Origin of the sequence: Chryseobacterium pyrolae (assembly GCF_025153485.1) — a bacterium.
GTDB classification, from domain to species: Bacteria; Bacteroidota; Bacteroidia; order Flavobacteriales; family Weeksellaceae; genus Chryseobacterium; species Chryseobacterium antibioticum.
The window spans coordinates 106,470-122,159 of sequence record NZ_JANZQH010000002.1 but is presented as its reverse complement, the minus strand read 5'-3'; the positions used below and the strand labels follow the sequence as shown (position 1 = coordinate 122,159).

Here is a 15,690-nt window from a genome sequence, read left to right as displayed (position 1 = left end):
AAAGCTAAAGGTCTATTGTGAATTGTATTTTAAGGGGACGAAACAAATAGTTTAAGTTTAGGTAATGGTTTGTTAAGATAAGATCAATAATTAGAATGGATATAAATAAAAAAACTCCTGAAATTTTCAGGAGTTTTTACTTTTTTTATGATAAAGGACCTCTAATCCTAAAGATTTAAGGCTTTCTGGTAAGCATTTTCCAAACCATCAAGGTTTTTACCTCCGGCGGTTGCAAAGCCAGGGTTTCCGCCACCGCCGCCTTGGATCTCTTTTGCCAGGTCTTTGACGATAGCTCCAGCCTGATAATCTGCTGCCAGATCTTCAGAAACTCCAACTGTAATCATTGGTTTTCCGTCCGCATCAGAAAGAATGATCGTTACCGAAGTCGGGATTTCTTTCTTCAACTGGAATACAATGTCTTTAACAGAACCTGCGTCCAGAGAAGTTTTCTTCACCAGTAGCTGTTTGTTTCCTTTCTGCTCGTAAGCGTTTTTCCATTCGCCGATCTCGCCTTTTGCTTTTTCTTTTTTTAGAGCTTCTACTTCAGATTTTAAAGAAGCATTTTCTTCTATCAGTTTCTCGATAGATCTTACTACATCTTTAGACTTCAATAATTGAGAAAGCTCGTGAATTTGATTTTCCAGGTTTTTGAAATATTCCTCAGATTTGTCTCCGGAAATCGCTTCAATTCTTCTGATTCCTGCAGCAGCAGAACCTTCAGAAGTAATTTTGAAATGACCGATCTCAATGGTATTTTTTACATGAGTTCCACCACAAAGTTCCTTAGAGCTTCCAAACTGGATCATTCTCACGCTATCACCGTATTTCTCACCGAACAAGGCCATTGCGCCTTTCTCCAAAGCCTCCTGAATAGGAATACTTCTGAACTCCTGCAAAGCAATGCTTTCCTTGATTTTGTGGTTTACTTTTTCTTCTACCAACGCCAATTCTTCCTCCGTCATTTTATTGAAATGAGAGAAGTCAAAACGAAGATAGTCAGGACCTACGTAAGAACCTTTCTGCTCAACATGAGTTCCTAAAACCTCTCTTAATACCTCATGTAAAAGGTGAGTCACAGAGTGGTTAGCCTGAGAATTTTTTCTGTCGATTGCATCAGCTTTAGCATAGAAAACAGCTCCTGCATCTTTTGGAAGACCATTAATCAATGAAATGATCAGTCCGTTTTCTTTTTTAGTTTCTAAAACCTCAAAGCTTTCCACAGCATTTTCCAGAACCCCTTTGTCTCCCACCTGGCCACCGCCTTCAGGATAGAAAGGAGAACTGCTCAATACCACCTGGTAGAATTCCCCGTCTTTATTTTCTACTTTTCTGTATCTTGTAATATACGTTTCCGATTCGATCTGATCGTAGCCTACAAAGTTTTCAGGCTTTGTTTCCAAAGTGACCCAGTCGTATACTTTCTGAGCAGAATCAGCTTTTGAACGAAGCTTTTGCTTTTCCATTTCAACTTTAAACCCAGCTTCATCAATGGTAAGACCCTTTTCCTCTGCGATAATTCTCGTTAAATCATCCGGGAATCCATACGTATCATATAATTCAAAAACCTCTTCGCTTGGTAGTACCTTTGAACCATCTGCGATCGTCTGTTCAATTAATTTTTCAACTCTTATTAACCCATTTTCAATGGTTTTTAAGAATGAATCCTCTTCACTTTTGATAACCTCAGTGACCAGATTGCCTTGTTTTTCCAATTCAGGGAAGAAAGGTCCCATCTGATCTTTAAGAACAGCGACCAGTTCAAAAAGGAAGGGTTCTTTCATTCCTAAGAATCGGTATGAATAAGAAATAGCTCTTCTTAAAATTCTTCTGATCACATATCCTGCACCTCCGTTTGAAGGAAGCTGTCCATCTGCAATCGCAAATGAAACCGCTCTGATGTGGTCTACCACAACACGGATAGCAATATCTTTTTCGTCTTCCAGAATTCCGGTATATTTTTTACCTGAAAGTTCTTCCACTTTAGCAATAAGCGGTGTGAAAACGTCAGTATCATAGTTGGAAGACTTACCCTGAAGTGCCATACAAAGACGTTCAAAGCCCATTCCTGTATCAACGTGCTGTTGAGGAAGTTTTTCTAAACTCTTATCTGCCTTTCTGTTGAATTCCATGAAAACCAGGTTCCATACTTCCACCACCTGAGGGTGATCATTGTTAACCAGGTCAAGTCCTGAAACTTTAGCTTTTTCTTCAGGTGTTCTAAGGTCAATATGAATTTCTGAACACGGTCCGCACGGTCCGCTTTCCCCCATTTCCCAGAAATTATCTTTCTTGTTTCCGTTGATAATTCTGTCTTCAGAAATATGAGATTTCCAGAAATCGTAGGCATCCTGATCTCTTTCCAGATTTTCAGAGGCATCCCCTTCGAAAATCGTTACATATAAATTTTCTTTGGGAACTCCGAATACTTCAGTCAGTAATTCCCACGCAAAAGCAATAGCATCTTTTTTGAAATAATCACCAAAAGACCAGTTTCCTAACATTTCAAACATGGTATGGTGGTAGGTATCTCTTCCCACATCATCCAGGTCGTTATGCTTTCCTGAAACTCTAAGACATTTCTGGGTATCGGCAATTCTTGGGGCCGTAGGTGTTTTGTAGCCTAAGAAAAAATCTTTGAACTGCGTCATTCCCGAGTTGGAAAACATAAGGGTAGGGTCGTCTTTCAGAACGATAGGCGCTGAAGGAACGATCAGGTGGTCTTTACTTTTAAAATAATCTAAAAATTTTTGACGTATCTCTTGTGATGTCATAGTATTGCTTTGCTTTTAAAACTATCAAATTTTTGATAAGATGCAAATTTAATGTTTTTAAGCGATTTGTAAATCATTTTATGCTATGTTTTGAATGGGGTAGGAAGAGGATTTGTTATCGAATAGGTTTCAGTTTGCTTTGAAGTGGATAGAGGATTGTTGCATTAGCGCAAGGGCGCAAAGTTTTCAGGAAGTCTCCATGTCAAGGTTTTAAACCTTGACATGGAGACTTAGTAATTCCTAATCTCCCTCTCTCAGCTTCTTTTAATTCCCCTAATCTGAGCTCAGATTAAGCAAATAATATTTTTTACTTACAGTTCACAATGGTATGCGTAATAAAAACTTTGCATGTTATGATTTAACTTTTTATATTCGTTTTAATATTACATAAGGACTCAATAGATTTTACGATTTGGAGGGGCGATATAATCAATCTTCTCCAAAATTGAAAAATTAGTTTTTATCATATTAAAGAATAAGAAATGACGAAAAATGAAGTGCTGAAAAGCTGGGTAGAACAATATTCAGGGCCTCTTCTGAAAAGAGCAACGTATGTACTTTCAGATAAAATAGAAGCAGAAGATATAGTACAGGAAGTTTTTTTAGCTGCATTTTCGTCCTACGATTCTTTTGAAGGTAAAAGCCAGCCGCTGACATGGCTGATGGCTATTTTAAATAGAAAAGCCGCTGACTTTTACCGGAAGAAGTATAAATCAGAACCGCAGATCAAGCTGGATCATTTTTTTGATGAAACGGGTTCCTGGAAAAATGATGGTGTTTTGAACGACTGGAATGTTTCAGAGAAAGAATCTGAACTTTTAGATGATAATGATTTCAATAAAACGCTGGAAGATTGTATCGAGGATTTACCCTCCAGATGGAAGATTCCGTTGAAAATGTATTATCTTCAGGAGAAAAAAGCACCGGAAGTGAGTCAGGAACTGGAAATTTCTGCGACCAATCTATGGAAGATCCTTCAGAGAAGCAGAATGCAGCTGAGGGAATGCCTGGATGTTAACTGGTTTGCCAACTTATAACCATATCATAAAACATGTTGAGAAAATTTATTCATATTCTGTTCCTGCCATGCAGAAAAGCCACAATGCTGATGGAAAAAAGGAACGCACAACTGATCTCCCGAAAGGAAGACTGGCAACTTTCCGTGCATTTGAAAATCTGTAAATGGTGCCGTGCTTATGAAGAAAAACTCAAAATTTTGGATGATATTTTAAAAAGAAAGCTTTCTCAAAAAGAAAATACTGAAATTAATGATTATGATATTCAGGGTTTTAAAAATAAAGTTTTAGAAAAACTGGATCTTTAGATAAAAAACTGTCAGGATTTTGAAATGGTTCCGACTATACTTTTGAAAATCATAAAGTATCATTCAAAATCATAAAGACATGAACGGAACATCATCACTTAACGTCGAATCAGGGACGTACAAAACAGGGTATTATATTTCACTTTTCGGAGCTGCATTGATTCTGCTCTGGATCGGAATATTCAAATTTACGCCCACAGAGGCTGCTGCCATTAAACCTTTGGTCGAAAACCATTTTCTTACTTTCTTCGTATATAAAATAGCAAGTGCACAGACGGTGTCAAATGCTATCGGAGTGATAGAAATTATCATTGCCTTACTACTGGTATTTAGTGTGAAATTTGCATCTCTAAAGAAGTATGCCGGAATCGGAATGATTGTCACGTTTTTGGTAACGCTGAGCTATCTGTTCACCACTCCAGGAATCTGGAAAATAGTGGATGGCGTTCCTGTCACAGATTTTTTTATTCTAAAAGATCTGATGTTATTGGGATTCGGGTTGATGATCGTTCAAAACAATAAATAAGTAATGGATAAAAAGAAAAAAATGAAAAATATATTTATCGTACTCGGAATTATTCTGGGTATCGCAGTTTTTGCTGCAGGATCGGGGCTTTTTAAAAATTCAAAGTCTAAAGAAATAACAAAAGAAAAGGAAAATCAGAACATTATGGATAATAAAAATGTCAGAGAAATCTATTTTGCAGGCGGATGTTTTTGGGGTACGGAACACTTCTTTCAGCAGATCCGCGGAGTTGTGGGAACTGAAGTAGGATATGCGAACGGAAATACTCAAAATCCAACCTATGAGGAAGTGGTAAGTCATACCACAGGTTTTGCAGAAACGGTAAAAGTAAAATATGATCCTGAACAGGTTGATCTTAAACTGCTGATCGATCTTTATTTTAAAACGATAGATCCTACGACTCTTGACAAACAGGGAAATGACAGAGGAAATCAATACAGAACAGGAATTTATTTCTCCAATAAAGAGGATGAAACGGTAGTGAAAAATGAGGTTTCGAAATTGTCTAAAAATTATTCTCAACCGGTAGTGGTAGAAACCGTAGCGTTGAAAAACTTCTACAAAGCTGAAGATTATCATCAGGATTATCTGGATAAAAATCCTGGGGGCTACTGTCATATCGAACCAGGACTTTTTGAAATGGCCAAAAATGCCAACCCACTTCCTAAAGCAAAATACGAAAAACAGGATAAAAAAGCTTTAAAAGAAAAACTGACTGCTGAACAATACAATGTAACGCAGGAAAACGGAACAGAAAGACCTTTCCAGAATGAATACTGGAACGAAACCCGTGAAGGAATCTATGTAGATATCACGACTGGCGAACCTTTATTCATTTCTACGGATAAATTTGAATCAGGTTGCGGATGGCCAAGTTTTTCAAAACCGATTACTAAAAAGCTGATCGATGAGAAAATGGATAAAACCGCCGGAATGATCAGAGTGGAAGTAAGAAGTAAAACCGGAGATGCCCATCTGGGGCATGTTTTCACCGATGGACCTACGGATAAAGGAGGACTTCGATACTGTATCAACAGTGCTTCACTGAAGTTTGTTCCAAAAGCTGAAATGGAGAAAAAAGGCTACGGAGATTATATTCCGTTGTTGGATAAAAAGTAATATGAAGGAGAGACCGCCGAGAGGCGGTCTTTTTTTGCCTAGACTAAAATATAAAACTTCTCCCGCTGATTTTGCGGATGACGAGGATGTTTGTGTTTTATTGATTATAACCATATAGGTTTTTAAAACCTATATGGTTTAATTATTGTGTAATTAATAACCAAGACAGGCCTCAAAATAAAAGACCTTTTAGTAATGAATTTGAAATCTTTCTTTAATACTGAGCATTGAGATATTCAGTAGAAATAAAAATCCGAAGATGATATAATATCCTTCTTTGGGAAGATTGGTTAAAAACAGCTGAATTTTATCAAATAAATTTACTCTATAAACTTCATTTAAAGAAATAACATCATTGCAAAGTAGACAATCATATTCAAATTGTTTGATATTTGGATCGATGTAATTAACGGTTGCAAATAAATGTCCTGTCTTTTCTAAATCATATGCATAAGTATCCTGCTTGGCAATTGCCATATCATTCAATAAAGACGCAAAATCTCCATAGGTATTGTTCTTATCTAAAATAAATTCAATACCTGAATTTTTCTCATTTCTTTTCTGTAAATTTTTAATTTCAGCAACATAGAGCTTTGTATTTTCCCTTGCTTTATTGGGAGCCACTCTTATTTTTTTATACTTCCAATTTCTATACGGCTCAAAACTTAAAAAGGATGGCTTCTCTCCAGTTTTTGCTTTTGCTGGAAGCCAGATATCCATAACAGAAACATTGATTTCCTCAAACTTCCGGTTTCCATAATACCAAAAAAGCAGCGGAATAATAACGGCGCTGATCAATCCCGGAAAGTAATAGATCTTTTTCATGCAAATGTTTTTCTTTGGATTTGAAGATTTTCTTTAATGCTGAACATAGACATATTCACCAAAAATAAAAATCCGAATAAGATATAAAATGCCTGTTTAGGTAGATTTTTTATCACATTTTCTGGATCAGAAAAATTGATTTGATCTTTTTCTACATAGTAACGCTCTCCTCCTACTGTTCCTCCGCAAGTAGCATAGTTTTTATTAGGATCTTTATAAAAATGGACAGCAAAAAAATGACCTGTTTTCTCTACATCAATTGCATAAGTTTCCTGTTGAGCGAGCTGCATGGTATTGATGAGTGCTATAAAATCCTGATAACTGTTATGATCGTCGATAACAAACTCAATTCCAGTTTCTCTTTCATTTCTTGTTTGAAGTTTCTTTAATTCAGAAATATAATATCCTTGATTTTGGATGAATGTATTAGGCTTTACAATGATTTTTTTATACTTCCAATTTCTAAAAGGTTCAAAGGTATTCCTCGGATTGTAGGCTTCTTTTGAAGGAAGTGCAAAATCCAGGACCGTATATTTTGGCTGCACCCTCTGGTTTCCATAATACCAGAACAACACTGGAATTAATACAGCGCTGATCAGTCCTGGTAAATAGTATATTTTTTTCACTCCTGTCATTTTTATAAAATTAATGAAAAATTTAATACGCGAATGGGTAGCCACTGTTTTTAACATTCCAGCCATAAAAAACAAAAAAAGTGATCCAAGGGACCACTTCATTATTTAATCTTTCAATTTTAAATCTTTTAATCTCAAATATCTACCAATCCCTTTTTCTCAGGATCCAGTAAGAACCCCAAATAAAGACCACAGACCAGATGATACACGCGATCATACTTTCTGTAGGATAATGAGCTTCATATTTTACCCCCATCACCTTCACAAGATTCAATCGCATCAGTGGATTTGGAATTAGATTGGACATGCTCTCTAAAGGTAAAAGATTGGTGATGAAGAAATCATTCTCGAGAACGGCTTTTCTTTGTTCCCCTTGCATTCCTGTTAATTTCTGATAGGCTTCGATACCTGCTAAAATCTTTTCTGCGATCCAATAGGCGAAGAAACCAAGGAATACAAACATAGATTTTCTAAGCAATACCGAAAGGAACATCAGGAAAGAAAAGAACGTAAACAGTTTCACAAAATAATTTCCAATATAGTAAACCTCCTCATACACTTTGGCAGAATCGGTGACCTTAGAATATTGATGTCCCAAAAACATGGTGATAATAAATACAATCAATGTAGAAACAGTCGTAAAGATCGTAATGGTTAGAAGTTTTGACCCTATAAATTCCTTTCTGCTCAGTCCGTCTATCGTATTTTGTTTAAACATCCTGTTCGTGAACTCCTGGGAGATTGAAAACACAATGATTAGCCCTAGGAAAATTTTCAATAACGCGACGATCCATGTGGTGAAATTCCATATTTCAGGGAAATTGTAAATTCCCTGTTCCTTTAAATTGATAGTTCCTCCAAAAACATCCAGATCTACCAATCCTATGAACAGAAGAGCAATCAGAATAGCAAAATATAAGACTGTGAAAACCTTGAACGGTCGGTAGTTCAGGTTTTTATAATATTCAAGTTTTAATAATTTAAGCATGGGTATTCGTGTTTTTTACAAGTTCAAGGAATTGAGTTTCAAGAGACAGTTTTTTCTTCATTAAATGGGATAGAAAAATTCCTTTTTCAGCCAGTTTCTGATTTAAAGCCGAAGCAGATATCGAAGCGTCCTCACGGATCTGAGCTTTGATGATTTCTCCATCGATTTTTACTGCGCTGAACCATTGAAGTTCCTCCAAAGCGCTTAAAAGGTGGTTATTATTGTCTGCTTTTAATTCAAAATATCCGTTGTTGGCCGTCATTTCATCCACTCTTCCGCTATAGATGGCATTTCCTTCTTTCAGGACAATCACGTGACTGCAGATCTTTTCGATCTCATCCAGAAGGTGGCTGGCTATGATAATGGTAATGCCTTGCTTTGCGATATTACTAATGATATCCCTGATCTGGATAATTCCTTCCGGATCCAGACCGTTAGTAGGTTCATCGAGGATCATCACCTCAGGATTATTCAACATAGCTGAAGCGATGGCCAAACGTTGCTTCATTCCCAGTGAATATGTTTTGAAAGCATCATTTTTTCTTTCAAAAAGACCCACGGTTTTCAGAACTTCAGCAATTCTGGTATAAGGAGTTTCTTTGATCTCCGCTACGATCTTAAGATTGGTTTCAGCATCCAGATAAGGATAAAAATTAGGTTGCTCAATAATGGCTCCTATTCTTTTCAGAGTATCAGGCTCAGTTCCTTTCTTTCCAAACCAGTACCAGTCACCACTGGTAGGATTGATGGTAGACAGAAGCATTCCAAATGTGGTAGATTTTCCGCTTCCGTTAGGCCCTAACAGACCATATACATTTCCCTTTTCTACATCAAAGGAGATATTGTTGACTACAGTTCTTTTGAATTTTTTGGTTAAATTCTTTACTGACAAAATTTTTTCCATGTAATTTGTTTTACATAGTAGTAGTCTATGTAATTGAAGGATTGTTACAGATCCTGATATTTTTTAAGGTATAGCAAAATTAAGTTTCTCTATATTGAATGTAATAAGATTCAGATTGTCATTGTTTTATCTGTGTAACTATTGTTGTTGAACATAGACCTATTGACTACGTTTCAGCTTTGAAATTATCAACCAGATCAAAAAATATAACTATGAAAATTGCTAAATGGCTCAAAAGAATAGGCATGGCACTCCTTTTAATTGTCATTCTCGTATTAATTACAGGATTCATTTTTGAAGAAATATCCCGTTCAAAAGCTGAAAAAATTCAAGCGGACGGTCAGTTTGCGGAAGTCGAAAATCATAAGATGCATTACCTTCAGAAAGGAACCGGTGGACCGACCGTAGTTTTTGAAACCGCTTTCGACCCGGCAGGTCACCTTCAATGGTACCATATCCAGCAGGATCTTCCCAAAAACTACACTACTTTTTCCTATGACAGATCCGGAATTTTGTGGAGTGAACGGGGGACAAATCCTAAAACAGGAGAGAAAATAGCAGAAGAGCTTCACACACTGCTGGAAAAGTCAAAAGTACCCAAACCTTACATTCTTGTCGGACATTCTTTCGGGGGAATGCTTACCCGGTTTTTTGTCAAAAAATATCCTCACGATGTTGCCGGAGTGATTTTGGTAGACAGTCAATATCCATCTGATGAAAAATACCTGTCCCCGGAATTGTACAAAATGGTGAACCAGGGACTTCCCGGAGGTTTCTTAAAGTTTGCGAATACGTTTGGAGCAGCAAGGCTTATGTTCAGCAATATGTTTCCAGCTACTGCGCAGTATAAATACCAAAATTCTATTATGCCTGCACTGCTTTATAAAAGTGCCGACGCCACACTGGAAGAACAGGATCATATGAAATCTATTAAAACAGAAGCTGCTGCAATCAATTCCTTTGGTTCCATTCCCCTTTTCGTCATTACGGCAGGAGATAAGACAAGATATAATAGTTTCATTAAAGATCAGAAAATAAAAAATGAAATACTTACAGCATGGGATAAAATGCAGAAAGATCTATTGAATCTATCTACCGACAGCAGACAAATTATAGTTGAAAAAAGCGGTCATTACATCAATCAGGACCAGCCTGAAGCCATAGAAGATGCTGTGAATGATATGGTGAAAAAAATCACAGTCAAATAGTCGAATGCACTGACTTATAATCTGAGCCTCAATCTCAATCTTCATTAAACAAACTTTTTCATCTGCTATGTTATTTTAGTTATTTTCAACAGATGTTCAAGATTAAAATATTAAATTTGATAGAATTAATCGGTAGTTTATGAAGTTAATTGAGTTAGCAAAAGAGCTTAATGTTTCGGCAGAAGCCATCAAACAGTTTATTCAGGATTTTGATCTTGAGTTGGGAATCTGTATCAGTACCAACTTTGAAGTGAAGGAAGATTTCGAAAAATTTGCCCGTGAAAACCTGGATTTTTTAAAATTGTATGAAAAAGATCTTGACGAAAATAAAACCCTGGAACAGATCGCTGAAGTGATCAACCAACCAAAGGAAAAAGTAGAAGAAGTCATCAAAGAAGACAACCCCAATATTTTCGATAACGGATTTTTCCGTTCATCGATCTCAAGCTATGGGATTGATAATAAACTCGGCGGTAACTACCAGTTTGTTTATGATTATTTCGGACATAAAACCAGCCTGCAGCATCGGGATTTCATTGGATACAGAGATCTTTTCTTTTATATATCATCGGTTTTAGAACCGTTCCTGAATCCGCAACAGATCAAAGACTGGGGAATCCATAAACCAGCAGGGATCATTTTGTATGGGCCTCCGGGCAGTGGGAAAATATTCTGGGCCACCAAAATCGCTGAGATTATCGGGTATAAGTTCAAAGAAGTGAAAAAACATTATCTGGGGACATCTTTCATAGATGGAAACCAAACCAATTTTACTGATTTTCTGCTCACCATGATGAAAGAAGAAAAAGTGCTGCTTTTCCTTGATGATTTTGATGAAATTATGATGGAAAGGAAAGCAGAAACAGATCTAGCTTCCTGTAATCTGGAAACTCAGGAACTGATCCTGCATTATATTGGGAAATTTGAAAAAGAAGAATTGCTGATGGTGGGTTCTGCCAATACGGTTTCGGAGATCGACGAAGAAATTCTTGCTCCGGGAAGATTTGATGTCATGATTCCTATATTCCCACCCAATGCAGCAGAACGTTCGGAAATCATTCTTTATGCGATGACCAGAGGGCTTGAAGAAGACTCTCTTCTCTATAAGATTCTTAAAAAGAACAAAGCGGATAAAGTTCCGTTCTGGCATGAGATCTCTTCTAAAATGAAGGCATTCAGCAATACCATGCTTATCGATTTTACACAAAGTCTTAAAAAACGCCTTAAAAATCAATACCAGAAGACTAAAAACGAAAACCTTAAGATCGATCAGAATCTCCTAAATGCAGCTTTAAGAGATGCGGGAGGAAAGCTTACTGAAGAATATCTTGATCAGGTAGCAAGATCCCTTGCAGATGCTATTATCAATAATTTTGACGATTTTAAATTAAGAATTCAGGCTCTGAAAAAAGAACTGGAAACCTATAAGGTCGTAGAAAAACCAGCAAGTGCTATTGGTTTTCATCATAACGGAGAAAAGGATGGAGATGGTGCACAGGGATGATTAGTGAGATATGGGATGAGAGTTTGAGGGTTTGAGGGTCTTAGGGTAGAAGAGTTTGAGTATAAATGAGTCTGAAATCTGATATCTAGCATCTAAAGTCTTGATTCCTAGCTCTTGTTTCTTGGCTCTTAAATCTTCAAATACATCAATAAATTTCACAAAAAATGAACAGCATCTGGGAACTTGAAACCTTTTACAGAAAAAGAGATATTATCATTATCGGGTCCGGATTTTCCGGGCTTTGGACTGCTATATCCATTAAGGAAAAATATCCTCAAAAATCTGTTTTAATTATTGAAAGAAGTACTGTTCCTCTTGGAGCCTCGACCCGGAATGCCGGTTTTGCCTGTTTCGGAAGCCTTACAGAAGTGATTGCCGATTCTCAGAAAATGGGCTGGCAAAAGACATTGGAATTGGTTAAGATGAGGTTTGAAGGTCTGCAGAAAATCAAAAGATATTTTAACAGTGATGAAATAGATTTTGAATTGAATGGAGGCTATGAAATTTTAAATAATGCTGAACCTTTAGAGCATTTAGATACCGTTAATGAAAAACTGAAAATGATAACCGGTCTCGATACAACTTACTTTCTGAATCAGGAAAAGATCAAGGAATTTGGTCTCGGAAAATCCGAATTTTTAATTGAGAATTCATGCGAAGGAAGCCTGCATTCCGGTAAACTGCTGCAGAAACTTCTCGAGAAATGTTACGAATTGAAAGTAGAATTTCTTTTCGGAACAGAGGTGGAACATATTAATGAAAAAACGAATGAAGTAGAAATCTATCTTTCTGAGACTCTTTCTGTAAAGGCGGACAAAATTATTTACTGTACGAATGCCTTCAGCTCAAAATTCCTGGAAAAAGAAGAAATTATTCCTGCACGCGGACAGATTCTTTTGACGGAACCTATTGATGGCTTAAAGCTCAAAGGAACATTTCATTACGATGAAGGATTTTACTATTTCAGAAATCTGGGAAACAGAGTTTTGTTGGGCGGTGGTAGAAATCAGGATTTTAAAAGAGAAGAAACCACAGATTTTGAAACCACAGAATTTTTACAAAACCACTTGGAAAACTTTTTAAAAGAAGTGATTCTGCCTAATCAGGACGTGAAAATCTCTCTCCGTTGGTCAGGTATTATGGCGATGGGTTCAGAAAAAACACCCATTGTAAAACAGCTTTCAGAAAGGCAGTTCTGCGCAGTAAGACTTTCAGGAATGGGAGTGGCGTTGGCCCCGGAAATAGGAGAGATGGTGACTGAAATGATTTAAATGTAACGTCAGGACGAATGAAATATTTACCTTTTGAACGCATTATTTATAGGACAAATTTATCTGAACAGGAAGTAATTACAAGGCTTTCAGGTTTTGTTGAACCCAAAAAGTTTAGTTTTGGTAAAACATCAACAAAAGAATATGAAGGATCAGTTAATGACAACAGTTTTGAAATCAATAGAATTATCAGCAACAGAAATTCTTTTCTTCCTCAAATCAGCGGTACAATTCAAAAGAATAACTACGGAACTCAAATAGGAGTTACCATGAAATTACATGTGTTTGTATTTCTTTTTTTAGTGGGTTGGTGTGGGTTCGCGATGCTTTTCTTAATAAGTGTATGTATGACACAGCAAAAAGTATCCGGCGATTTTTTTGGTCCAATACTGATGTTATTATTTGTCTATGGTTTAACGATGCTTGGCTTCAAAACCGAAAGTAAAAAATCAAAAGAATTCCTTAGGAAAAGCTTTGAAGCTGAAATAATAAATGAATAAATGCTTGCTATTCGCCCAGTTCATCCTATTATTTGTTAATTTTTAAATTAAATTCATTGAGATAGATGGAAGCTAAGGTTTAGACTAAGATTAAGAAGGTTATAATCTCCATACACTAAACACTCAAACTCTAAGACCCTCAAACTCTCCAATCCGCACCCAGCTCTCCCAACTCACAAAAGAATTCCGTATTTTTGCATAAAATAAAAAATTCGTGATCAACAACGACCAGATAAAAGAAGTTCAGTCCAGAATCAGAGACTTACATAAATACCTTCAGATCGAAAAAAAGAAGATAGAAATAGCGAATGATGATGAAAAAACAGCTGCTCCAGAGTTTTGGGACAGTCCAAAAGAAGCAGAAGTCTTTCTAAAGCAACTCCGTTCTAAAAAGAGATGGGTAGAAGATTATGAAGAGATCAGTACCCAGTTTGAAGACCTGCAGGTACTGGCAGAATTTGCCAAAGAAGACCCGGACTCTGAAAAAGAGCTGGATGAAACATTTCCGAAGCTTGTAGAAAAAATAGAAGACCTGGAATTCAAAAATATGCTTTCTAATGAGGGAGACGAGCTTTCTGCCGTTCTTCAGATTACTGCCGGAGCAGGAGGTACAGAAAGTTGTGACTGGGCTTCAATGCTGATGAGAATGTATACGATGTGGGCTGAAAAACAAGGCTACAAGATCCGTGAACTTAACTATCAGGAGGGTGAAGTTGCCGGAGTGAAAACCGTTACGCTGGAAATTGATGGTGAATATGCTTTCGGATATCTGAAAGGCGAGAACGGTGTACACAGACTGGTAAGAATTTCACCGTTTGACAGCAATGCAAAACGACATACCAGCTTCGTTTCTGTGTATGTGTATCCTTTGGTGGATGATACTATTGAAATCAACATTAATCCTGCAGATATTTCATTTGAAACCATGAGGTCTTCCGGTGCCGGAGGACAGAACGTAAACAAGGTAGAAACTGCCGTACGACTTCGCCACGCACCAACCGGAATTATCATAGAAAACTCCGAATCCCGATCTCAGCTTCAAAATAAGGAAAAAGCCATGCAGCTCCTTCGTTCAAGACTTTACGAAATGGAACTTGAAGCCCGTATGAAAGCAAGAACCGAGATAGAGGCCAATAAGATGAAAATAGAGTGGGGAAGTCAGATCAGAAACTACGTAATGCATCCTTATAAACTGGTGAAAGACGTACGTTCTGCTCATGAAACTTCAGATGTGGATTCTGTGATGAACGGAAATATCACGCCATTCCTGAAAGCCTTCCTGATGGCCGATGGTACCGCCGTTTCAGACGATGACATGGACTTGTAAAATATCATGTCCTTATTTTAGTTAAAATCTTATAATTAATTTTTGTTTAAGACATTTTACGCTTACTTTTGTTGTTAATCGTTATATATGGAAGATTTCAATAGCTGGAGAGATTTACTGAACCCCGAGTTTTATATTAAAATGGGTGGGTTCTGGCTTATTTTATTTATTGTTTTTGCTGAAACAGGTCTTTTTGTAGGGTTTTTCTTACCTGGAGATTCATTACTGTTTGTATCAGGAATTTATGCGGTTGATATCATCAAAGCGACTTTTGGCTCCACAGGGAGCGACTTCCTGGATACGACTATTCTGGCTTCCTGCGTGGCAATTGCTGCCATTATTGGAAACGAGGTAGGGTATTATTTTGGAGTGAAGGCAGGGCCTGCTTTATACAAAAAGCAAGACACAATGCTGTTTAAAAAGAAATATCTTTATCAGGCTCATGACTTTTTTGAAAAACATGGTGCACTGGCGATTATTATGGCTAGATTCTTACCGGTAGTAAGAACATTTACTCCCATTGTTGCAGGTATTGTAAAAATGGACAAGAGAGAATTTTTAAGAGATAACGTTATAGGGGCTATTCTTTGGTCGTTTATTCTGATCTTTGCCGGACATTATTTAGATAAATTGTTCCAGGAGCAGTTCGGGATCAATTTAAAAGAGAAACTTGAACTGATCATCATCATTATCGTTTTAGTAACAACGCTTCCGGTGATCATCAAATTTGTATTCGGTAAAAAAGAAGATCATTCCAAATACGAGAACAAAGATTTAGATTAATACTA

15 protein-coding genes are annotated in these 15,690 nt (G+C 36.9%); 10 read left to right on the top strand and 5 right to left on the bottom strand.

All coding sequences use genetic code 11. From position 1 onward, the window contains the following. Positions 1-167: 167 nt before the first annotated feature. Positions 168-2,771, bottom strand: a complete 2,604-nt coding sequence (gene alaS / locus NZD88_RS03865) for an alanine--tRNA ligase (RefSeq protein WP_259827595.1) — start codon at positions 2,769-2,771, stop codon at positions 168-170. Positions 2,772-3,253: 482 nt separating this feature from the next. Here alaS and NZD88_RS03860 point away from each other — a divergent pair, with 482 nt between their 5' ends. The 4 genes from NZD88_RS03860 to msrB all read left to right on the top strand — a co-directional run bounded on the left by NZD88_RS03860 (position 3,254) and on the right by msrB (position 5,740). Further along, positions 3,254-3,808: a sigma-70 family RNA polymerase sigma factor gene (locus tag NZD88_RS03860; protein ID WP_259827594.1), complete on the top strand. Its 555-nt coding sequence runs from the start codon at positions 3,254-3,256 to the stop codon at positions 3,806-3,808. A gap of 14 nt (positions 3,809-3,822) precedes the next feature. After that, positions 3,823-4,095, top strand: a complete 273-nt coding sequence (locus NZD88_RS03855) for a hypothetical protein (protein WP_259827593.1) — start codon at positions 3,823-3,825, stop codon at positions 4,093-4,095. A 79-nt stretch (positions 4,096-4,174) separates the two neighbouring features. Next, positions 4,175-4,621, top strand: coding sequence for a YkgB family protein (locus tag NZD88_RS03850; RefSeq protein WP_259827592.1), 447 nt, complete (start codon positions 4,175-4,177; stop codon positions 4,619-4,621). Between the two features lie 21 nt (positions 4,622-4,642). Then, positions 4,643-5,740 (top strand): peptide-methionine (R)-S-oxide reductase MsrB, encoded by a 1,098-nt coding sequence (gene msrB / locus NZD88_RS03845; protein WP_259827590.1) that lies wholly within the window; start codon positions 4,643-4,645, stop codon positions 5,738-5,740. 189 nt (positions 5,741-5,929) lie between these two features. Here the strand turns inward: msrB and NZD88_RS03840 are convergent, their stop codons facing one another. From NZD88_RS03840 to NZD88_RS03825, 4 genes are all read right to left on the bottom strand, one after another. Continuing rightward, positions 5,930-6,565: a hypothetical protein gene (locus tag NZD88_RS03840; protein WP_259827589.1), complete on the bottom strand. Its 636-nt coding sequence runs from the start codon at positions 6,563-6,565 to the stop codon at positions 5,930-5,932. Further along, the gene (locus NZD88_RS03835; RefSeq protein WP_259827587.1) at positions 6,562-7,191 is read right to left on the bottom strand and encodes a hypothetical protein; all 630 of its coding nucleotides are present in this window, start codon (positions 7,189-7,191) and stop codon (positions 6,562-6,564) included. Before NZD88_RS03835 ends, NZD88_RS03840 begins: the two co-directional genes overlap by 4 nt. Positions 7,192-7,342: 151 nt before the next feature. Beyond that, on the bottom strand, positions 7,343-8,188 hold the full coding sequence (locus tag NZD88_RS03830) for an ABC transporter permease (protein WP_169235629.1): 846 nt from the start codon (positions 8,186-8,188) through the stop codon (positions 7,343-7,345). After that, positions 8,181-9,092, bottom strand: coding sequence for an ABC transporter ATP-binding protein (locus tag NZD88_RS03825; RefSeq protein WP_259827585.1), 912 nt, complete (start codon positions 9,090-9,092; stop codon positions 8,181-8,183). The genes NZD88_RS03830 and NZD88_RS03825 overlap by 8 nt, the downstream gene beginning before the upstream one ends. Before the next feature lie 212 nt (positions 9,093-9,304). Here NZD88_RS03825 and NZD88_RS03820 point away from each other — a divergent pair, with 212 nt between their 5' ends. The 6 genes from NZD88_RS03820 to NZD88_RS03795 all read left to right on the top strand — a co-directional run bounded on the left by NZD88_RS03820 (position 9,305) and on the right by NZD88_RS03795 (position 15,685). After that, on the top strand, positions 9,305-10,300 hold the full coding sequence (locus tag NZD88_RS03820; protein ID WP_259827583.1) for an alpha/beta fold hydrolase: 996 nt from the start codon (positions 9,305-9,307) through the stop codon (positions 10,298-10,300). Between the two features lie 139 nt (positions 10,301-10,439). Next, complete coding sequence (locus NZD88_RS03815; RefSeq protein ID WP_259827581.1) at positions 10,440-11,804, top strand: AAA family ATPase; 1,365 nt, start codon at positions 10,440-10,442, stop codon at positions 11,802-11,804. A 164-nt stretch (positions 11,805-11,968) separates the two neighbouring features. Continuing rightward, a complete protein-coding gene (locus NZD88_RS03810) occupies positions 11,969-13,075 on the top strand; it encodes an NAD(P)/FAD-dependent oxidoreductase (protein WP_259827578.1) in 1,107 nt (368 codons plus the stop codon). Between the two features lie 17 nt (positions 13,076-13,092). Next, positions 13,093-13,575 carry a hypothetical protein gene (locus NZD88_RS03805; protein ID WP_259827576.1) on the top strand — a complete coding sequence of 161 codons (483 nt, stop codon included), beginning with the start codon at positions 13,093-13,095 and terminating at the stop codon, positions 13,573-13,575. Positions 13,576-13,789: 214 nt separating this feature from the next. Beyond that, positions 13,790-14,902: a peptide chain release factor 2 gene (gene prfB / locus NZD88_RS03800; RefSeq protein ID WP_259827574.1), complete on the top strand. Its 1,113-nt coding sequence runs from the start codon at positions 13,790-13,792 to the stop codon at positions 14,900-14,902. 87 nt (positions 14,903-14,989) lie between these two features. Beyond that, positions 14,990-15,685 (top strand): DedA family protein, encoded by a 696-nt coding sequence (locus NZD88_RS03795; RefSeq protein ID WP_169235622.1) that lies wholly within the window; start codon positions 14,990-14,992, stop codon positions 15,683-15,685. Positions 15,686-15,690 lie beyond the last annotated feature (5 nt).